General features: G+C 64.0%; 18 protein-coding genes. 14 read left to right on the top strand and 4 right to left on the bottom strand.

Features of this window, described 5'->3' with window-relative positions:
• Positions 1–21: 21 nt before the first annotated feature.
• Positions 22–825: a transporter substrate-binding domain-containing protein gene (locus CIT31_RS04160; RefSeq protein ID WP_095517538.1), complete on the bottom strand. Its 804-nt coding sequence runs from the start codon at positions 823–825 to the stop codon at positions 22–24.
• A 77-nt stretch (positions 826–902) separates the two neighbouring features.
• Positions 903–1,964, bottom strand: coding sequence for an agmatinase (speB, locus tag CIT31_RS04155; RefSeq protein WP_095517537.1), 1,062 nt, complete (start codon positions 1,962–1,964; stop codon positions 903–905).
• Between the two features lie 234 nt (positions 1,965–2,198).
• Between speB and gcvA the strand changes: the two genes are divergently transcribed.
• The 8 genes from gcvA (at position 2,199) to CIT31_RS04115 (ending at position 10,955) form a co-directional block, all read left to right on the top strand.
• Entirely contained in the window at positions 2,199–3,173 is a 975-nt protein-coding gene (gene gcvA / locus CIT31_RS04150; RefSeq protein ID WP_095517536.1) for a transcriptional regulator GcvA, read from the top strand.
• A 138-nt stretch (positions 3,174–3,311) separates the two neighbouring features.
• A complete protein-coding gene (pncB, locus tag CIT31_RS04145; RefSeq protein ID WP_095517535.1) occupies positions 3,312–4,616 on the top strand; it encodes a nicotinate phosphoribosyltransferase in 1,305 nt (434 codons plus the stop codon).
• Positions 4,617–4,640: 24 nt separating this feature from the next.
• Complete coding sequence (locus tag CIT31_RS04140) at positions 4,641–6,095, top strand: hypothetical protein (RefSeq protein WP_095517534.1); 1,455 nt, start codon at positions 4,641–4,643, stop codon at positions 6,093–6,095.
• A gap of 166 nt (positions 6,096–6,261) precedes the next feature.
• A complete protein-coding gene (locus CIT31_RS04135) occupies positions 6,262–7,566 on the top strand; it encodes an ABC transporter substrate-binding protein (RefSeq protein WP_095517533.1) in 1,305 nt (434 codons plus the stop codon).
• 110 nt (positions 7,567–7,676) lie between these two features.
• Positions 7,677–8,558, top strand: a complete 882-nt coding sequence (locus tag CIT31_RS04130) for a branched-chain amino acid ABC transporter permease (protein ID WP_095517532.1) — start codon at positions 7,677–7,679, stop codon at positions 8,556–8,558.
• Positions 8,555–9,517 carry a branched-chain amino acid ABC transporter permease gene (locus CIT31_RS04125; protein ID WP_095517531.1) on the top strand — a complete coding sequence of 321 codons (963 nt, stop codon included), beginning with the start codon at positions 8,555–8,557 and terminating at the stop codon, positions 9,515–9,517. The genes CIT31_RS04130 and CIT31_RS04125 overlap by 4 nt, the downstream gene beginning before the upstream one ends.
• Positions 9,514–10,239 carry an ABC transporter ATP-binding protein gene (locus CIT31_RS04120; protein WP_095517726.1) on the top strand — a complete coding sequence of 242 codons (726 nt, stop codon included), beginning with the start codon at positions 9,514–9,516 and terminating at the stop codon, positions 10,237–10,239. Before CIT31_RS04125 ends, CIT31_RS04120 begins: the two co-directional genes overlap by 4 nt.
• The gene (locus tag CIT31_RS04115; RefSeq protein WP_095517530.1) at positions 10,236–10,955 is read left to right on the top strand and encodes an ABC transporter ATP-binding protein; all 720 of its coding nucleotides are present in this window, start codon (positions 10,236–10,238) and stop codon (positions 10,953–10,955) included. The genes CIT31_RS04120 and CIT31_RS04115 overlap by 4 nt, the downstream gene beginning before the upstream one ends.
• On the opposite strand, the gene CIT31_RS04110 is transcribed toward CIT31_RS04115, so the two are convergent.
• Both CIT31_RS04110 and pncA read right to left on the bottom strand, forming a co-directional pair.
• Positions 10,956–12,386: a sodium:proton antiporter gene (locus CIT31_RS04110; protein WP_095517529.1), complete on the bottom strand. Its 1,431-nt coding sequence runs from the start codon at positions 12,384–12,386 to the stop codon at positions 10,956–10,958.
• Positions 12,387–12,427: 41 nt separating this feature from the next.
• Positions 12,428–13,027 (bottom strand): bifunctional nicotinamidase/pyrazinamidase, encoded by a 600-nt coding sequence (gene pncA, locus CIT31_RS04105; protein WP_095517725.1) that lies wholly within the window; start codon positions 13,025–13,027, stop codon positions 12,428–12,430.
• A gap of 304 nt (positions 13,028–13,331) precedes the next feature.
• Here pncA and CIT31_RS04100 point away from each other — a divergent pair, with 304 nt between their 5' ends.
• The 6 genes from CIT31_RS04100 to CIT31_RS04075 all read left to right on the top strand — a co-directional run bounded on the left by CIT31_RS04100 (position 13,332) and on the right by CIT31_RS04075 (position 20,621).
• On the top strand, positions 13,332–14,195 hold the full coding sequence (locus CIT31_RS04100) for an FAD binding domain-containing protein (RefSeq protein WP_095517528.1): 864 nt from the start codon (positions 13,332–13,334) through the stop codon (positions 14,193–14,195).
• A gap of 65 nt (positions 14,196–14,260) precedes the next feature.
• Positions 14,261–17,167, top strand: coding sequence for a molybdopterin-dependent oxidoreductase (locus CIT31_RS04095; protein WP_425350562.1), 2,907 nt, complete (start codon positions 14,261–14,263; stop codon positions 17,165–17,167).
• A complete protein-coding gene (locus tag CIT31_RS04090) occupies positions 17,164–18,705 on the top strand; it encodes a 6-hydroxynicotinate reductase (RefSeq protein WP_095517527.1) in 1,542 nt (513 codons plus the stop codon). Before CIT31_RS04095 ends, CIT31_RS04090 begins: the two co-directional genes overlap by 4 nt.
• Positions 18,705–19,586 (top strand): UPF0280 family protein, encoded by an 882-nt coding sequence (locus tag CIT31_RS04085; protein ID WP_095517526.1) that lies wholly within the window; start codon positions 18,705–18,707, stop codon positions 19,584–19,586. The genes CIT31_RS04090 and CIT31_RS04085 overlap by 1 nt, the downstream gene beginning before the upstream one ends.
• Positions 19,579–20,163, top strand: coding sequence for an amino acid synthesis family protein (locus CIT31_RS04080; protein WP_029347243.1), 585 nt, complete (start codon positions 19,579–19,581; stop codon positions 20,161–20,163). Before CIT31_RS04085 ends, CIT31_RS04080 begins: the two co-directional genes overlap by 8 nt.
• Positions 20,160–20,621, top strand: coding sequence for a MarR family winged helix-turn-helix transcriptional regulator (locus CIT31_RS04075; protein WP_029347245.1), 462 nt, complete (start codon positions 20,160–20,162; stop codon positions 20,619–20,621). The genes CIT31_RS04080 and CIT31_RS04075 overlap by 4 nt, the downstream gene beginning before the upstream one ends.
• Positions 20,622–20,825 lie beyond the last annotated feature (204 nt).

Below are 20,825 nucleotides of genomic sequence, written 5' to 3'. Positions count from 1 at the left end.
ATAGGTCCTTACCCCCGGAGATCAATCCTTGAGGTTGTCGGGATTGAGCGGTGTTTTGAGCCAGGCTTTCGAGCTTTCGTCCAGCTTGCCGTCGGCCAGCATCTTGGCGACCGCGTCGTTGACCGCTTGCTTCAGGCGGTCCTCGTTCTTGTTGAGGCCGATATGCGAGGGCGAGGTGAGAAGCTGGAACTTCTGTTCCGGCTTCAGTGCCTCCTGGCGGGCGAGCACCTGGGCGCCGACATCGTTGCCGACGACCATCAGCTGGGTCTGACCCGAGATGAAGGCCTGGATGACGGAGTTGTAGTTGTCGAAACGGCGGATGTCGGCCGAGGCGGGTGCTGCCTCGGTCAGTGACGTATCTTCCAGCGTGCCGCGGTTGACGGCGATCGACTTGTCGGCGAGGTCGTCCTTGCCTTCGACCTTGAGCGCGGCCGGGCCGATGACGGCGATATAGTAGGGTGCGTAGGCGGCGGCGAAATCGATCACCTGCTCGCGTTCCTTGGAGTAGCCGACGCTCATCAGGATATCGACGCGCTTGTCGGTAAGATACGGGATGCGGTTCTGCCCGGTCACGCTGACCAAGTTGAGCTTGACCTTGAGCTGGTCGGCGATGAACTGCGCCACGTCGATGTCATAGCCCTTGATGCTCATATCGGCACTGGCCGAGGAGAAGGGCGGAAAGTCGGAGAAAATGCCGACATTGATCGCGCCGGCCGTGGTGATGTCGTCGAGCGCGTCGGCATTGGCGGCCTGGGTGGCAAGTCCGAGGCCGGCGAGCAGCAGCACGCCGGCGATGGATGATTTGAGCTTCATGTGAAGTGCCATTGTCGTTCCCCTGCTGGAAGCTTGTTTGTTTTGAAAGCGGCCGCCGGCTCCAGCGCGGCGCTCGCCTTGGAAGTGCGTTAAGCTCCCTTGCCTGAGATCGCCGGGCTGAACACCATCAGGCTGAGGATCTCGAACAGCACCTGCGCACCGGCATGGGCGGTGTTGGTGGTCGTGTCATACTGCGGCGCCACCTCGACGACGTCGCCGCCGACGATGTTGAGCCCTTTGAGGCCGCGCAAAAGTTCAAGCACTTCCCGCGTCGTTAGCCCGCCTACTTCCGGCGTGCCGGTGCCCGGCGCAAAGGCCGGGTCGATGCTGTCGATGTCGAAGGACACATAGGTCGGGCCATCGCCGACGATCTGGCGCGCCTTCGCGATGATGGCGGGTATGCCGAGGCCGGTCACCTCTTCGGCATGCACCACGGTCATCCCGGATTCGTAGGTGAACTCCCAAAGATACTCGGCCGAGCCGCGGATACCGATCTGGATTGTGCGCGACGGATCCAGCACCCCGTCCAGCACCGCGTTGCGGAACGGCCCGCCATGGTGGAACTTGGTCATGTCGAACAGGCCGCTGGTGTCGCAGTGGGCGTCGATATGGATCATGCCGACCGGCGCCTTTTTGCCGACCGCCTTCAGGATCGGATGGCTGATCGAGTGATCGCCGCCGACCGAAAGCGGAATGACGCCGGCGTCGACGATCTGGTTCGTCCGGCGCTCGATGTCGTCATGGCTGGTCTCCAGCCGGTAGCGGCTCTGGAACGGCACGTCGCCGATGTCGGCCACCTTCAGCTCGTGTGTCGGCGCGCATTCCAGCACGTGGTTGTAGGGGCCGATGCGCTCGATGGCGCGCAGCGCCCTGGGCCCGAAGCGGGCGCCCGGCCGGTTGGTGACGCCAAGGTCCATCGGCACGCCGATCATCGCCACCTGCAGATCGCCGAAATCAGGATTGTCGGCGGCTATTTCCCGGTAAGGCGCGCTAAGGAAGGTCGGAATGCCGGAATAGGGCGCCAGCCGTGTGCCGCTCTTGGAAAAGATCTTGTCGGCGACACGCCGGAATTTCGGGTCGAACATCTCGCCGCCATGGCTTTCGCCATATTTGCGGCGCAACGCTTCGAGCTTGCCGCGATCATAACCCATGTCGGTCCTCCATGGCTGGTGCAGAGCGGCCATCAATGACGGTCGCCATCCTGTCGGCTGCCTGCGGATTTCACGTCTTGATGCTGTTCGACCCAAAGTGTCTTGCAGCTGCATTGAAAAATCAATTGATATTGTTAGGGTCTTTGCTGTGAGAAAATCTCACATTAATGTTGAGCACGATCTTATCCGAAAACCGGGTTCCACTTTTCGGGATCGTGCTCGTTTGAGGCTCCGATGGCCAAGCGTCTGCCTCCCCTGAATCCATTGCGCGCCTTCGAGGCAACGGCGCGCCATGCCTCGCTGACCAAGGCGGCGGCTGAGCTGAACGTCACCCACGGCGCCATCAGTCATCAGATCAAGGCGCTCGAACAGTCGCTTGGCGTCAAGCTGTTCGAGCGCGCCGGTCAGCGGGTGAAGCTGACGCCGCACGGCGCCGAATTGCTGCCGGCGGTGTCCACCGCTTTCGACGGCATCGCTGCCGCCACGCAGCGCATGACGAGGCCGGCGAGCACCGGCGCCCTCTCGGTGTCCTGCGTGCCGGCGCTGCTGCTGCTGTGGATGATCCCGCGGCTTGGCAGCTTCACCTCGCAATATCCCGATATCAGGCTGACGCTGATCCCATCCAACGACGCCAAGGACATCCGCGCGCCGCATATCGACGTCTGCGTGCATTATGGCGACGGCAGCTGGACCGATTGCTGGATGCGCAAATGGTCAGGCCTCGAACTGTTCCCGGTGGTCAGCCCGACGCTGATCAACAACCGTCCGATCCGCACCGTGCGCGATCTCGCCGATCACGTCTTCCTGCATGGCGACGACGGCCGCGAGTGGCACACCTGGCTCGCCGCCGCCGACGCACTGGATCTGGAGCGCGGCCGCCGACACCATCTCGGCGACGCGCGCATGGCGAGCGAGGCCGCTGTTCACGGCCATGGCGTGGCGCTCGGCGATACGGTGACCGCAAGCGGACTGCTCGCCAGGGGATTGCTCGTCGCGCCGTTCAGCCTGTCGGTGCCGGCGGTCGACGATTTCTACGTCGTCTGCCGCAACGAGATGAGGTCGGCGCCGATCGTGCAGCTGTTCATCGACTGGCTGTTTGCCGAGAAAGAACAGGCCGACGGCCGCGCCGATGCGCCGGTTGCGGGCCGGATCGGCATCCGCAGGAAGCGCCCGGCGCTGCGAGTGATCGGCGCCAAGACGGCGTCCTGAGGCTGCGATTGCCGAAGTCCTGCACTTGCCGCAGGGTTTTCTTTTTGTCGGGCCAGCTCGCAAAGCGGGAGGCGCTTTCAAAAATTCAATGCTAAGAGGCATTCCGCAGGAAGCGAGCAGCGAAGGCGGCATCGAGACATGACTAAGACCGATATAGCGCGGCGCGTCTACAACCACACCTGGAAACTAGACCCGATCGTCCGCAGTCTGCTCGACACCGATTTCTACAAGCTGTTGATGCTGCAGATGATTTGGGGCATGTACCCCAAGATCGACACCACCTTCTCGCTGATCAACCGCACCACCTCGGTTCGCCTTGCCGAGGAGATCGACGAGGCGGAACTGCGCGATCAGCTCGACCATGCCCGCACCTTGCGCTTCTCGAAGAAGGAGATGATCTGGCTCGGCGGCAACACCTTTTATGGCCGCAAGCAGATCTTTGAACCGGAATTCCTCGCCTGGCTCGAGCATTTCCAGCTGCCGGAATACGAGCTCTCCAAGCGCGATGGCCAGTACGAGCTCACTTTCAGCGGTCCGTGGATGTACACGACGCTGTGGGAGATCCCGGCACTGGCAATTATCAATGAACTTCGATCTCGCGCGGCCATGCGGGCGTTCGGGCCCTTCGCGCTCGACGTGCTCTATGCCCGCGCCAAGGCCAAGATGTGGGCCAAGACCGAGCGGTTGAAGGCGCTGCCCGATATCCGCATTTCGGATTTCGGCACCCGCCGCCGCCATTCGTTCCTGTGGCAGCGCTGGTGCGTCGAAGCGCTCAAGGAAGGCATCGGCGAGGCTTTCACCGGCACCTCCAACGTGCTTTTGGCCATGGACAACGACCTTGAGGCGCTCGGCACCAACGCGCATGAACTGCCGATGGTGTTCGCCGCGCTCGCCAATTCGGAAAAGGAATTGAAACAGTCGCCCTACAAGGTGCTGGAGGACTGGCAGCGCTACTATGGCGGCAATTTGCTGATCGTGCTGCCGGACACCTTCGGCACCTCGGCGTTCCTGCGTGACGTGCCGGACTGGGTCGCCGACTGGACCGGCTTCCGCCCCGACAGCGCGCCGCCGATCGAAGGCGGGGAGAAGATACTTTCCTGGTGGCGTGAAAAGGGCAAGGACCCAAGGCAGAAGCTGCTCATCTTCTCCGACGGGCTCGAGGTCGAGACCATCGAGGAAACCTACCGCCACTTCCGCGGCAAGGTGCGCATGTCCTTCGGCTGGGGCACCAACCTGACCAATGATTTCGAAGGCTGCGCGCCGACCGACACCAACCGGCTCGACGCCATCTCGCTGGTCTGCAAGGTAATCGAGGCCAATGGCCGCCCGGCGGTCAAGCTCGCCGACAATCCCGCCAAGGCCACCGGCGACGAGAAAGAGATCGAACGCTATTTGCGTATATTTGGCGAGAAAGACCGCGTGGAGCAGCTGGTCAAGGTGTGAGGGGCGAGGGAACTCTTGGATAGCATGAGTTCCTTCGCCGTAGTGCGCTGCCGGTTGGCAATAGCAATACCCTTTGCGGCTTCATTGATCCTCCTCGCGCCCACCCCCGCCTTCGCCCATGCCTCTGACCGCGGCCACGTCCTGCTTCTGCCCACCGGCTACTACGTCGCCGGCGGTGCGCTCGCGGTCGCCGCCAGTTTCCTTGTCCTGGCGCTGCTGCCGTCAGACTTTCCTGCCCGCGTCTGGCGGCGGCGCCTGCCGCTTTTCGCATTCGGCGACGGCGCGCGGGCAGTCGTCAGCCTGATATCCTTTGCTGGCTTTGCAATTCTTATTGCGGCCGGCCTGTTCGGCAGCCGCGATCCGCTCTCCAACCCGCTGCCCCTGGCGATCTGGACGCTGCTCTGGGTTAGCCTGGTTTTGCTGCAGGGACTGTTCGGCAATCTCTGGTCATGGCTCAACCCCTGGTACGGGCCCTGGCGTGTCATTTCCCGCCTGTTCGGCAATCGCAAGACATGGCGACCGCCTGCGTGGCTCGGTTGCTGGCCGGCTTTCGTGCTGTTCTTCGCCTTCGCCTGGTTCGAGCTGATCGACCCGGCGCCCGACGATCCGGCGCGGCTCGCCTGGGCCGCCGGTTTCTATTGGCTGCTGAGTTTTGCCGCCATGCTAGTGTTCGGCTACCGCGACTGGAGCCGGCGAGGCGAGTTCCTGGCCGTCTTCTTCGCCATGATTGCACGATTCGCCCTCCTTGAGCGCAATGAAGGCAAGCGCAATGAAGTCGAGCGCAATGAAGGCGGCCGGCTCAGTCTCTGCTGGCCGGGCGCCAAGCTCAGCAATGCCGCGCCGCTGTCGCTCAGCGGCAGCGGTTTCCTACTGCTTGCGCTGTCGTCGGTCTCCTTCGACGGCCTGTCGAAAACCTTCTTCTGGCTCGGCCTGTTCGGCATCAACCCGCTGGAGTTTCCTGGGCGCACGGCGGTGATGGGCATCGGCACCTTCGGGCTCGTGCTAACGTTCGTCTTGCTCGCAGCCGCGTTCATCGTTGCCGTTGTCCTTGGCCAGCGTCTTGCCGGCAGCCCGCATTCTCTCGGTGAAGCCGCAGGGCTGCTGGTCTGGTCGATCGTGCCGATCGCGCTCGCATACCATGTCGCGCATTATCTGACCGCACTGCTTGTCGACGGCCAATACGCGGTGGCTGCGCTTTCCGACCCGTTGGCGCTGGGCTGGAACCTGTTCGGCACCGCCGGCATGCAGATCGAAGCCGGCGTCGCCGCCGGCGCGGGCTCGGCATGGTGGCTGTGGAATGTCCAGGCCGGCGTCATCATCGCCGGTCACATGCTGGCCGTGCTCGTCGCGCATGGCCTCGCCTGGCGACTGCACCCGGTTCCCGGCCGCGCCGCGCTCAGCCAGTTTCCGCTCACCGTGCTGATGATCGCCTATACGGTCTTCGGCCTGTGGTTGCTTGCCACGCCGGCGGCCGGATGAGACAAAAGCCCGGCTCAATGGTGTCGATTGAACCTTGGGGAAAGCCCGCTTGCCACGTCAGGGCTTTGATGATTTAGTTTGTACACATGCAATTTCGGCGCTCTTACCAAGAGTGGCCCGCCTCGCTACAGCCATTGGTCAAAACTCAAAAACAAGGGGAACTGCCGTGACCGACAAGAATGGGTTTTTCGATCTCTCCAAAACCGGCCTCACCCGCCGCACGGCGCTGAAGGGCTTGGCCGCGGGCGCCGGCCTCGCCGTCGCGCCTGGGTTCGTGCGCTACAGCCAGGCGCAGAGCTCGGCGCCGATAAAGATCGGCTTCCAGTCCCACCGCACCGGCATCGGCGCCGCGTACGGCCGCTGGTACGAGAGGACCACCGCCGCCGCGGTCAAGGCGATCAACGAAGCCGGCGGCATCAACGGCCGGCCGGTCGAGGTGATTATAGAGGATGACGGCACCGATCCCGGCCGCGGCGCCGAAGTGGTCGGCAAGTTCGCCACCCAGCACAAGACCGACATTGTCTACGGCACGTTGTTTTCGCATGTCGTCATCGGCTCGGCGCCGGCCGCCGGCGAGGCCAAGATGCCTTATTTTGTCGTCAGCGAAGGCCACCACGTCGCCTCGACCAAGCTCAATCGCTACGTCTTCCAGCCCGGCATCACCGACGTGAAGAGCCAGATCCAGGCGATGGCGCCGTGGATCGCGGCGAATGCCGGCAAGAAGGTGACGCAGATATTCCCCGATTTCGCCTTTGGCTATGACCATCGCGACTACCTGCCGCCCGCGCTGAAGGCGCAGGGCGCCGAAGTCATTGCCCAGATCGCCATCCCGCCGACGGAATCGTCCTTCACCAAATATTTTCCGCAGATCCCGGCCGAAACCGAGGTGATCTACCACGTCATGGTCGGCCCGGCGGTGCTCACCTTCGTCAAGGAACTCGGCGAGTTCTATGGCTCCAACCGGCCGCAGCTGTTCGGCTTCATCGATTCGCTCGAAGCCACCGACATCAACAGCCCTGGCCTCGAATTCCTCGACGGCAGCCACTTCTGGGAAGGCTCGCCGCGCTACGCGCAGCCCGATGATTCCGCCGCGCAGAAGGCCTATCGCGCCGCCGTCGGCATCGACGACAATGGTGCCGCCGTCGGCGATCCGAAGGATGTCTCCACCGCCGCGCACATGTTCGGCTGCTGGGAGACGCTCTTTGTCGTCAAGAAGGCGATGGAGGATGCCGGCTACAAGGGTCCGGAAGACCGCGCCAAGCTGGTCGAGGCGACCGAGGCCTTGACCGAGTTCGCCGAAGGCCCCGAGCATCCACAAGGGCCGAAGAGCTTCAACGGCAAGATCCACCAGTGTTTCGGCATCCAGAACATCTCCAAGGTCGAAGGCGGCCGGCTGAACGTCGTCCATAAGACCAAGATCGAGGATGGCCTCTACGAGCCGGAAGGGGATTACACGACCCAGCCGCTGTGAGCTTAGCTGTTTTAGCCGTAGTGCGCTTCGAGCGATCCCCCTCTGTCGTGCTGGACAGTCCGGCAGGACAGAGGCGGGTGCGCTTCGCTCCTGCCTTGGGCGCATAACCGATGGCCTTCGGACCTCATCTTCTCCTCGCTGCCCTCGAAGGCCTCGTCACCTCCGCCGTGCTGGCGCTGACGGCGCTTGGCCTGTCGCTGGTGTTCGGCGTCATGCGCGTCGTCAATGTCGCCCATGGCGAGTTCTTCATGCTGGGCGCGGTGCTTGCCTGGGCGATCTCCGCGGCGATATCGGGCCACCCGGCGCTCGGTTTTCTGGCGGCCCTCGTGCTGGCGCCGCTCATCGTCGGCCTGATCGCGCTCGTCTCCGAACGGCTGGTGCTGCGCCGGCTGAATTACAATCCGGAAGCCACAATCGTCGCCACCATCGGCATGCTCTACATCATCCAGCAACTGGCGCTGACCTTTTATGGCCCGGAGGCACGGCCGGTGGAGCCGCCCTTCAGCTACCGCATTCTTTTGCCGTGGTTCGGCTACTCCGGCTACAAGCTGTCGATCATCGCCGCATCCGCGCTTTTGCTCGTTGCGACGTGGTTCGTGCTGACGCGTACGAAAATCGGCCTCGTCATGCGCGCCACGCAATATGACAGCGAAACGGCGCAGGCCTTCGGCATTCCGGTCGACCGCGTCTATGCCGGCGTCTTCGCGCTCGGCGCTATGCTGGCGGCGGTGGCCGCGGTGCTGATCGTGCCAATCAGCCAGGCGCATTATCTGATGGGGCAGGACCCGCTGCTGCTGTCCTTCATCGTCGTCATCATAGGTGGCCTCGGCTCGCTGCGCGGCACCGTCGTTGCTGCCGTGCTCATCGGCCTGTCGGACGGCATCATCTCGGTGTTCTTCTCGCCGACGCTGGCCAAGATCATCGCAACGCTGCTGGTTGCCATGGTGCTGGTGTTCCGGCCGCAAGGCCTGTTCGGGACGGCATCGCGATGAAGGAGGCTTCACCGGCAAAAGCCTACGCGTTGCATCTGGGCGTCATCGCCCTGCTGTTCGCCCTAAGCTTCGTTCTGCCCGAATATCACCACGGGCTGCTCGCCCGCATCATGGTGCTGGCGGTCTTCGCCATGGGTTACAACATGCTGTTTGGCTATGTCGGGCTGCTCAGCCTCGGCCACGCCATGTTCTTTTCGGCCGGGCTCTACGGAGCAGGCCTTGCCGTCATCCATCTCGGCTGGAGCGTGCCGGCCGCCTTTGCCGCCGGTCTTGCCTGCGGCGCGCTTCTCGCGCTGGTGATCGGTCTGCTGGCGCTGCGCACTTCCGGCGTCGCCTTCATGATCGTCACCATGATGTTCGCGCAAGTGTTCTATCTCATAATCCTCTATTTCGCGGCCTGGACCGGCGGCGACCAAGGCCTGGTCGTGCCGCAGTCAGCGCGTGTGCTTGTCTTAGGCGACACGTCGCTCGGCCTCACCAATCCGACCGTGCGCTACATGAGCGCGCTCGTCCTGTTCTCGATCGTGCTGCTGGTGGCGCTCGTCATCGTCCGCTCCAGGTATGGCCGTGTACTGGTCGCCATTCGCGAAAACGAGGAGCGGACCAAGATGCTCGGCTACGACACGTTTTCCAACAAGCTCGCCGCGGTCGTAGTCTCCGGCACCATCTGCGCGGCTTCGGGCGCCGCCTACGCGCTGCTGTTCGGTTATGTCGGCTCGACCTTCGCCTCGGTGCAATATTCCATCCTACCGCTGCTCTGGGTGCTGCTCGGCGGTGCTGCGACCACGCTCGGTCCGCTGATCGGCACCCTGTTCATGTACTATGTCGTCGATATCACCAGCGGCTACACCTCGGCCTATCTGCTGATCGTCGGCATCGCCCTCATCCTGCTGGTGCTGTTCTTCCCCAGGGGTATTCTCGGCACCGTCCGCCAGCGCTGGCTTGGATGGCTGCCATGATGCCGCTGCTGACGACCAAGGGCCTGTCCCGCAATTTCGGCGGCCTGCGCGCCGTCGACGGTGTCGAATTCGCCCTCATGCCGGGCGAGATTCGCGCCGTCATCGGCCCCAATGGCGCCGGCAAGACCACGTTCGTCAGCCTGGTCAGCGGCCGCATCCGGCCGTCCTCGGGCATGATCGTCTTCGACGGCGCCGACATCACCAGCCTGCCGGCCTACGCCAGGGTCCGCCTTGGCATTGCCTACACCTTCCAGATCACCAGCGTCTTTGCCAACCTCACCGCTTACGACAACGTCGCACTGCCAGTGCAGCGCACGCTGACCGGTGGCCGCTCGAAAGGTGCCGTGCATGCCGGCGTCATGGCGGCGTTGGAGCGCACCGGCCTTGCCGACCGCGCCCACATGCCGGCCGGGCAATTGTCCTATGGCCATCAGCGCCTGCTCGAAGTGGCGATGGGACTCGCGCTAAAACCGCGCCTGCTGATTCTTGACGAGCCGACGCAGGGGCTGGCCGACAGCGAGATCGACAATTTCATCGGGCTGGTGCGCGAGATCGCCACAAGCGCGACTGTGCTTCTGATCGAACACAACATGCCGGTGGTCATGCAGCTTGCCGACCGCATCACCGTCTTCAACGCCGGCAAGATCCTGGCCGAAGGCACGCCCGAGCAGGTCCGTGCCAATGCCGAAGTACAGGACGCCTACCTGGGGACCGCCCCATGACTGAAATACGGTCTGAAGCACTGACCATCTCCGGGCTCGACTGCTTCTACGGCGAGGTCCAGGTGCTCTACGGCCTCGACCTCGTGTTGAACAAGGGCGAGGTGCTTTGCCTGTTTGGCCGCAACGGCGCCGGCAAGACGACGACGCTGAAGGCGATCATGGGCCTCGTTCCCTCACACGCCGGCTCGATCAGGCTCGACGGCAAGGAGTTGACTGGCCTGCTGGCGCATGACGTGCCGAAGGCCGGCGTCGCCTATGTGCCGCAGGGCCGGCGGCTGTTCGCCGAGATGACGGTGGCTGAAAACATCGAGATCGGCCTGATGGTCCGCGGCAAGGGCAAGACGACGCGCGAAAACGTGCTCGACCTTTTTCCGCTGCTGCGCCAGCGGCTCAGACAGCGCTCCGGCACGCTGTCGGGCGGCGAGCAGCAGATGCTGGCTATGGCGCGGGCCCTGTGTCTCGAACCGCAGGTGCTTCTACTCGACGAGCCGACCGAAGGGCTGATGCCGTCGATGATCGCCAGGATCCGTGAGACCGTGTCGAAGCTGCGCAATCTTGGCGTCTCGACGATTCTGGTCGAGCAGCGGGTCGATGCCGTGCTATCCGTCGCCGACCGGGTCTCGTTCATTGAGAACGGTCGCAACCGCGAGACCGTCGATGTCGAGGAGCTCCGCGCCGATCCGTCGGCGGTCCGCCGCTATGTCGGCGTGGGTTGATCAGCCAAAGAACAGAAAACCCGCGATCAGGAATATCGGGATCAGCACCGCGCCCGACCATGCCATGTAGCCGAAGAAGCCCGGCATCTTGACGCCGCGATGTCTGGCAATCGCGTAGACCATGAAGTTCGGCGCATTGCCGATATAGGTGTTGGCGCCCATGAACACCGCGCCGGCCGAGATCGCCGCCAGCGTGGAGGCGAAGGTGGTCATCAGATGCTGTGGATCGCCGCCGGCGAGCTCGAAGAACACCAGATAGGTCGGCGCATTGTCGAGGAAGGATGACAGCGCTCCGGTCATCCAGAAATAAGCGAGGTCGTTTGGCTCGCCCATCGGCGAGCTGACAAGCGAGACCAGCGGTGCCAGCGCGCCGTCGGGGCCGGCCCTGAGAATGGCGATGACCGGCACGATGCAGATGAAGATGCCGGCAAATAGTTTAGCCACCTCGGCGATCGGCTCCCAGTGGAAGTTGTTCGCCTGCCTGTGGCTCTTGGGCGAGACGCCGAGCGAAAGGAAGGCAAGCGCCAGGATGACGGCGTCGCGCACGAGGTTCTGCAACTCGAGGCTCACGCCCGGGACGGAGAAAGCCACGCCCGGCTTCCAAGTCGCGGAAAGCAGGATCGCGCCGATCACACCGGCCAGCAGCGGGACGTTGGGCAGGCCTTGGACGCGTATCTTCGTGTCCGGTGTCGGATCCTTGATCTTCGGCGCGCCAGCCTCGCGGCGATGCAGGATGATGTCCAAGGCCAGGAAGACGGCCAGCACCAAGCCGCCGACGAACAATGTCTCCTGATAGAGATTCGCAGTGGTCCAGAAGAAATCGACGCCGCGCAGAAAGCCGACGAACAGCGGTGGATCGCCGAGCGGCGTCAGCGAGCCGCCGATGTTGGACACCAGGAAAATGAAGAAGATGACGACATGGGCGTTGAACGGCCGGTTGTCGTTGGCGCGCAGGACCGGCCGGATCAGGATCATCGAGGCGCCGGTCGTCCCGATGACCGAGGCGAGCATTGCCCCGATCAACAGCAGTCCGGCATTTACCAGCGGCGTGCCGTGGATGTTGCCGGCGACGAGGATGCCGCCCGAAATGGTGAACAGCGCAAACAGAAGAATGATGAACGACATGTATTCGGTGAGCAGCGCATGCAGTACCGCCTCTGTGGCCGAAGGCATGCCGAACGCTACCGCCAGTGGCACGACTGCAAGAGCCGCCCAGAAGAAGGTGATCTTGCCATAGTGGTGCTCCCAGACATGGTGGAAGAGCAATGGCCCGGTGGCGATCGACAGAAGCAGGCCGGCAAAGGGCAGCGTCCACCACAGCGACATTGTTTCGCCCGGCAACTCGTGGGCCTCGGCTGCAAGCGCTATTCCCGGAAGCAGGGTTACGGCTGCCACCACAGCGCCCGCCGTCAAAGCCGCCGCAAACCGCATAAAGCCCCCTCTGGAATTGTGTCGAATGCGATTGGTGATGTTCAAGCCAGCGTCACGCCGGCATCGCGCATCCGATTCAGCATCGTCTCGACGGACCCGTTGAGATTGATGCCGCGGCAGGCGTCGAGCCGCACTGTTGTGTGGAAGCCCTGCTTGACCGCATCGAGCGCCGAAAAGCCGACACAGAAATCGGTCGCGAGACCAACCAGGGTCAGCGTGTCGATGCCGCGCTCCCTAAGATGGCCGGCAAGACCGGTCGGCGTCGTATGGTCGTTCTCGAAGAAGGCCGAATAGCTGTCGATCGCCGGCCGGAAGCCCTTGCGGATGACCAGTTCGGCCTTGGTCCAGGCGAGGCCGGAGTGAAAGTCCGAGCCTAGGCTGCCCTGGATGCAGTGGTCCGGCCACAGCGTCTGCTGGCCGTAAGGCATCTCGATCGTCTCGAACGGCTTCTTGCCGGGATGACTGGAGGCAAAGCTCGAATGGCCGGCGGGATGCCAGTCCTGCGTCAGCACGACATGTTCGGTCCGCCGGATCAGGTCGTTGACCAGCGGCACGATCTCGTCGCCGCCGGCCACCGCCAGCGCGCCGCCCGGGCAGAAATCGTTCTGCAGGTCGATGATGACAAGCGCTTCGTCGGCCATGGAGCCTCCCTCTTGTTTGTCCGGAGGCATGACCCGAACCGGAAGTCTGCCGAAACGTGGAATCCGGTGTTCGAAGCCAGGCTCCACCGAAAATGCCGCTGACGCGACCGGATGGAGAAACTCGACCAGATGGCCGGCTGCGTCAACCTCCAACGGTATAACAAAATGCATGCCGCCGCGCCGAGGCGGAGAGCGGCCCCAAACTCTGGCTTTGACAAATCTTGCCGGCTTGATATCATTTGCATACGAATGAATTTGACCGGCCCGAGTGCCGGAAGGATCCCTATTTCTGGGAAGGCACAGTGTGATCCGTTACGCGAAACCCACCACCGTCGACGAGGCTCTCGCTTTGCTTGGCGAGGCTTCGTGGCGCATCCTTGCCGGCGGCACCGATTTCTACCCGGCACAAGGGGCCAAGCCTTTCCGCGAGAATGTCCTCGACATCAACGGTCTGGCGGCGCTGCGTGGTATCGCCGAAACCGAGGACCATTGGGTCATCGGTGCGCGCACGACGTGGACTGATCTTGTCCGTCATCCGCTGCCGGCGGCTTTCGATGCGCTGAAGCAGGCGGCGCGTGAAGTCGGGTCCGTGCAGATCCAGAACGTCGCCTCCATCGCCGGCAATCTCTGCAATGCCTCCCCGGCCGCCGATGGCGTGCCGGCTCTGCTCATTCTCGACGCCGAGGTCGAACTGCGCTCGACGGCGATGGTCCGCCATCTGCCGCTGCAAAAGTTCATCCTGGGAAACCGCTGCACGGAACTGCAGCCGGGCGAAATGGTCACCGCCATCCGCGTGCCGAAAAACGCGGCCACCGGGGCGTCGGCTTTCGTAAAACTCGGCGCGCGTCGCTATCTCGTCATTTCCATAGCCATGGCGGCCGCCCGCCTGACCGTTGAGGGCGGCAACGTCGGCAATGCTGCCGTCGCCGTCGGCTCCTGCTCCGTTATCGCCAAGCGTCTCTTGGGCGTCGAAGCAGCCTTGCGGGGGCTCCCGGTCGACCACGCTCTCGCCACCGCGATCCGGTCCGCACCGATGGACGAGCTGTCGCCGATCGGCGATGTCCGCGGCAGCGCCGAATACCGGCTGGACGCCGCGCGTGAGATCGTCGTCCGCGCCGTACTAGATGCCGCGGGCCATATGCCTACGGCAACGGTGGCGGCGGCATGAACCAAGCTCAACCTGACATGACCGAAGCTCAGCCTGGCATCAGCGGAGCTCAGCCTGGCACGAGCATGGAACGCGCCAACATCGCTTTCAAGGTCAACGGCGCCGCCGTTTCTGTCTGCGTGCCGCCGGTTCGCCGTCTCTCTTCGGTGCTGCGCGACGAATTGCACCTGACCGGCACCAAGGTCGGCTGCGACGCCGGCGACTGCGGCGCTTGCACGGTGCTTGTCGATGGCGAACCGGTCTGCGCCTGCCTCATGTCAGCGGCTTCTGCCGCTGGCACCGTGGTGACGACCGTCGAGGGTCTCGCCAACGGCAGATTATCGGCGCTGCAGGCCTCGTTCCTCGATCATGGCGCAGCGCAGTGTGGCATCTGCACACCCGGCCTGCTGATCGCGGCGACCGCACTTCTCGACAGCAAGCCCAACCCAACCGAGGCTGAAACACAGGATGCACTGGGCGGCGTCCTCTGCCGCTGCACCGGCTACCGCAAGATCATCGCTGCGGTGATGAATGCTGGACGGTTCGCGAGCGAACTCTCGACCGACGGCGCTGCCCCCAATCCGCCTGCCGGCACCTTCTCCCCGTATAGTGACGGGGAGAAGGGACAAGCTCCAGCGCCGGCGTCCCCCTCTCCCCGTCTTTCACGGCGTGAGGGTGCGGGGCAGCACCAACCGAAGCGGCTGGATCTCGACTTTGACCGCAGGATGCCAATCTCAGGCCACGCCGTAGGTTCGTCGCCGATCAGGCTCGACGGCCTGCCGAAAGTCACCGGCGGTGAAAAATTCGGCGGCGATTCCTTTCCGGCCGATGCGCTGGCGGTGCAGGTGGTCCGCTCGCCGCATCATCATGCCCGCTTCGCTTTCGGCGATCTCGACGCCTGGATAAAAGCTCATCCCGGCATCGTCGGCGTCTACACCGCTGCCGACATTCCTGGAAAGAACAGCTTCGGCGTCATTGCGCCTTTTGCCGATCAGCCGGCGCTGGCCGAAGTTTTTTCGCGCTTTCGCGGCGAGGCGGTGGCGCTGGTTGCCGGTGAGCGCGAGGCCATGCTCGATCTCGACCTTTCGGATTTCCCTGTTCGTTGGACTGAGTTGCCGCACGTTCTGCAGCCCTGCGAGGCGCAAGCCGGCGGCGCACTACTGATCCACGAAAATAGGCCGGCAAACCTGCTCACCACCGGCTTTGTCGAGCGCGGTGACCCCGAAGCTGCGCTTGCCGGCGCGGCTTTCACGGTTTCCGGCGCCATCGACACGTCCTACGTCGAGCACGCCTATATCGAGCCGGAAGCCGGCCATGCCTATATGGACGGCGACACGCTGGTCGTCGTCGCCTGCACGCAGGCGCCGTACATGGACCGCGACGATGTGGCAAAGGTGCTTGCACTTGCCGTCGACAAGGTGCGCATCGTGCCAACCGCCACCGGCGGCGGCTTCGGCTCGAAACTCGATGTCTCGTTGCAGCCTCTCATCGGCCTAGTCGCCATGAAGACCGGCCGGCCGGCCGCACTCGCCTACACCCGCAATGAATCGATGATCTCGACCACGAAGCGCCATCCCGCTGAGATGAAGGCGACGATCGGCGCCGATGCCGATGGCCGCATCATCGGCATGGTCTTTGCAGGCGATTTCAACACCGGCGCCTATGCGAGCTGGGGTCCGACCGTCGCCAACCGCGTGCCGGTGCATGCCTCCGGTCCCTATGCAACGCCGAACTATCGCGCCGAAGGCCGCGCCATCCACACAAACGGCCCGATCTCCGGCGCCTTCCGCGGCTTCGGCGTGCCGCAGGCGACGATCATGCAGGAGACGCTCTATGACGAGCTGGCCGAAAAGCTTGGGCTGGATCGGCTCGATTTTCGGTTTAAAAACTGTCTTCGGAACGGCTCCGAAACGGTTACGGGCCAGAGGCTGGAATCGGGCGTCGGCATCGCCGAGTGCCTTGAAGCGCTGCGGCCGCATTGGATGCGCGCCCTTGTCGATGCCGAGTTGTTCAACGCCGGCAGCAGCACAAAAAAACGCGGCGTCGGTGTCGCCTCTTGCTGGTATGGCTGCGGCAACACCTCGCTACCCAATCCGTCGACCATCAGGGTCGGCATCTCCGCCTCCGGCGATGTCGTCCTGCATCAGGGTGCGGTTGACATCGGGCAAGGCTCGAACACGGTCATTGCCCAGATCTGCGCCGACGCGCTCGGCCTGCCGCTGGAAAAATTCCGGCTGAAAAGCGCCGACACGGCGATCACGCCGGACGCCGGCAAGACGTCCGCTTCGCGCCAGACCTTCGTGACCGGCAAGGCCGCCGAAAAGGCCGGCCGCGCCTTGCGCGAGACCATGCTGCGCTTTGCCAACGTGTCGGAGAAGGCGGTGATCGCTCTGGACGGCGCAAGCCTGGTCATCCGCGAGGGCGAAGCGACCCGGCATATCGACTTGTCAACGCTGAACGCCGATGCCGATGGCTTCGTTTTCCGCGCCGAGGAAAGCTACGACCCGCCGACATTGCCGCTCGACACCAAGGGTCAGGGCAAGCCTTACGCGGTCTACGGCTACGGCGCACAGATCGCCGAACTGGAAGTCGACCTCAAGCTCGGTACGGTGAAGCTGATCAAGATCACCGCCGCGCATGATGTCGGCAAGGCGATCAATCCGCTGCTCGCCGAAGGCCAGATCGAGGGCGGCATCGCGCAAGGCATCGGCATGGCGCTGATGGAGGAATACATCCCCGGCCGCACCGAGAATCTGCACGACTATCTCATCCCGACCATCGGCGACGTACCGCCGATCGAGACCATCCTGATCGAAATTCCGGATCCGGAAGGACCCTTTGGCGCCAAGGGTCTGGGCGAACACGTGCTGATCCCGACGGCGCCCGCGATACTCAATGCCATCCGTCATGCCACCGGTGTCCTGGTCACCAAAATTCCGGCGACGCCGAGCCGCATCCGCGCGGCGATACGGGACAAGGGGGCACGCCGATGAGCGAGCTGGCCGAACGCTTCGAAACGCATGATCCCGGCGAGAAGCAGGTGGCGGAGAAGATCCGCTGCGATGCCTGCCCTGTGATGTGCTACATATCAGACGGCCGTACCGGCGCCTGTGATCGCTACGGCAATGTCGGCGGCAGGATCGTGCGGATGGATCCGCTGACCATCCTCGACCACGCGACCGAGACCGGTGGCGCGGTCGTGCCGTTTATCGCCGAGGGCGAAGAATGGGACGGCGAACTGGTCAACACGGGCCGCCGCTTCGTCACCGCGATCGGCGCCGGCACCACCTACCCCGACTACAAGCCGGCCCCTTTCATCGTCGGCCAGCAGGTCGAAGGCGTCGATCTCGTCACCGTAGTCACCGAGGGCATCTTCTCCTACTGCGGCGTCAAGGTGAAGATCGATACCGACCGTCATATCGGCCCCGAAACGGCGACGGTGCGTGCCGGAGGCGAGGAGATCGGCCATGTCACGACAGGCGAATACGGTTCGCAGATGCTGTCGCTCGGCGGCGTGCATCATCTGACCGGCGGCTCGAAAGCCGAAGGCCGCGCCACCTGCGATGCGCTGCTTAATCTATGCACCCGCAAGCCGGTCGAACTTGCTATCGATGGCGGTGCCACGGTGATCGTCGAAGCCGGCAAGCCGCCGGTCATCGACGGCAAGCTCGAACACCGCATGCGCGTCGGCTGCGGCTCTGCCACGATCGGCATGTTCGCCACCCAATGGCGCGGCCTGGTCGACGAGGTGGTGGTGGTCGACGACCACATCACCGGCGTCGTCTCCGAGCATCAGGCAGGCAAGGTGCTCGGCTGGCAGGAGACGGGGATAAAAATCATCGGCCGCCGTTCGACCCCGGGCCGCTATTTCAAGGTCTCCGAACCCGGCCTCGGCTGGGGCGGCACCAGCATTTCCGACCCGCTGTCGATCCTAGGCGAATGGAATGCGAAGAAGGGCGCGCGGCCGGGCCTGTCGCTGCTGATGGTCTCGACCACCGGAGAGCAGTTCGCCTATTACGAGCTCGACGACGAGTTGAAGCCGGTGCAGAAACCGTTCCCGGAGCGGCTGCAGAAGTCTGTCGGCCTGATCGAGGACAATTGCGAGCCGGCGCTGTGCACCGTGCTGTTCGTCGGCGGAGCCGGCGGCTCGCTGCGCGCCGGCGTCACTGAGAACCCGGTCAATCTGACCCGCTCCGTGCAAGGCCTGACGACTTATGTGACCGTTGGCGGCGCGCCGGTCTATGTCTGGCCGGGCGGCGGCATCACGCTGATGGTCGACGTCACCCGCGTGCCGGAAAACGCCTTCGGCTATGTGCCGACGCCGGCGCTGGTCGCGCCGATCGAGTTCACCCTGCGCCGCGACGACTATGTCAGGCTCGGCGGCTACGAAGCCGAGATCCGCAGCGTCGATGACATTCTCGTCAAAGGCGGCGAATATCTCAATCCGCGCCGCGGCACGGCTGCGCCGGCCAGCAATCCGTGGCCGCCGCTGGCGCAGTTGCGGCGCGCAGCGGGCAACGGGGTCAAGTGATGAACGGCCCGCAGGCGCATTGGCTTGAGGACGGCAGGCGGCTGCATCTCAATCATGGCCCGATCGACCTGATCATTGAGGCATTCGGCGATGCGAGCGAATGCCGCGCCGCCTATGGCCAGGCGGTGGCGCGGTTTCAAACAATCCTGTCGGAACTCGTCGAAGAGCTGCCTGAACTGCGCCGGCCAGCCTCCTTGCGGCCACGTGCTTTCGCTGGCCCGACGGCGCGGCGCATGGAAGCGGCGGTCAATCCGCTGGCGGAACAATTCATCACACCCATGGCCGCCGTCGCCGGTTCGGTAGCCGACGAAATGCTTGGCGCGCTGCTGGCCGGGCGCCGGCTCGATCGCGCCTACGTCAACAATGGCGGCGACAGCGCGATCCATCTCGGCAACGGCCGGTCCATCACCCTTGCCATTGCCGGGACAGGCCATGGTTTGGCAGACCGCATCACGATCCACGCCGAAGACGGGATCCGCGGCGTCGCGACGAGCGGCTGGCGCGGCCGTTCCTTTTCGCTCGGCATCGCCGACGCCGTCACCGTGCTGGCGCGGACGGGTGCTGAAGCCGATGCCGCCGCGACCCTGATCGCCAACGCCGTCGACCTGCCCGGTCATCCTGCTGTCGAGCGCGTGCCGGCGCGCGCTCTGGCGCCCGACAGCGACCTTGGCGATCGCCGGGTCACCCAAGGCGTCGGCGTGCTTTCATCAGGCGAAATAGCCGCGGCGCTGGACAGCGGACTCGCCGTCGCCGAAGAGTTTCGGGGACACGGCCTGATTGCCGCCTCAGCGCTGTTCCTTGCCGGTCAGGCACGGATCGCCGGTCCCATGGCGCTCACTGCGCCCAGTGAGAAATCAAGGAAGGAAATTGCCCATGTCTGAGTTTGCGATCCGCAAGGTTGCGGTGCTGAGCGAAGAGATATTTCACGAGGGCGGGCCGGTGGCGAAGGTGCCGCGCCGCCGTGCAGCCGCCATGGCGGTGGTGAAGAACCCGTTCGCCGGCCGCTACGTGGAGGATCTGCAGAGCGCCATGGACGATCTGAAGCCGCTCGGGCTGCTGCTTTCCGACAAGCTGATCGCCGCGTTGGGCGGCGACGTGAAGCAGATCGACGGCTACGGCAAGGGCGCCATCGTCGGTATCGCGGGGGAGCTGGAGCATGGTGCGCTGTGGCATGTGCCTGGCGGCTATGCGATGCGCGAACGGCTCGGTGACGCCAAGGCGATCGTGCCATCGGCAAAGAAGGTCGGCGCCTTCGGCTCGCGGCTCGACGTGCCGCTCGGCCATATCAACGCCGCCTATGTGCGGAGCCATTTCGATGCCATGGAGGTCGGCATCAGCGACGGGCCTCGTCCCGACGAGATACTGTTCTGCCTCGCCATGACCTGCGGCCCGCGCGTGCACGACCGCATGGGCGGCCTTGCGGCAAAAGACATCAAGGCTTGGGACGGACTGCGGTGAGCGCCGAGGACGTCAAGCTCAAGCTGGTCGAGGCCGAGGAGCCAGACGAAAACGATTACCGCTTGCAGGAGCAGGTCGGGTTCATCCTGCGCAAGGCGCACCAGCGCCATGTCTCGATCTTCGCCGCGCACATCGCCGACCTGACACCGCCGCAGTTCGCCGCCCTGGCCAAATTGCACGATGTCGGCGAGACCTCGCAGAACCAGCTTGGCAGCCTGATCGCCATGGATGCGGCGACGGTGAAAGGCGTCATCGACCGGCTCAAGGCGCGGGGCCTGGTCGAGCTTTCCAAGCATGAGGTCGACAAAAGGCGCCTGCTGGTCAGTCTGACTGCTGAGGGCCGCAATGCCGTCGAGCGGCTGATCCCGATCGCCCGCGATATCACACAGGAAACGCTGGCGCCGCTTTCCGCCAAGGAGGCCGCCATTTTCATGAAGCTTTTGGCCAAGCTGGCGTGAACACGGCCTTGGTCAGCGCTGCCCCTCACCTGCCTGCCGGCATCCTCTCCCCCTAGAACGGGGAGAGGTACTCGTCATCCACGACTTCGTCTCAGACCCCATTCTCCTTCAGGATCTGGGCGGCATTTTCCTTGGTGATCTTCTGCATCGGAAGCGTGATGGTCTTTTCTCGCCGTTCAGGAACTTGATCGCCTTGCCGCACCC

It is taken from the genome of Mesorhizobium wenxiniae (genome assembly GCF_002284535.1).
Lineage (GTDB): Bacteria > Pseudomonadota > Alphaproteobacteria > Rhizobiales > Rhizobiaceae > Mesorhizobium > Mesorhizobium wenxiniae.
Note: the sequence above shows the minus strand (reverse complement) of the source record. Positions and strands in the feature narration are given on the sequence as shown.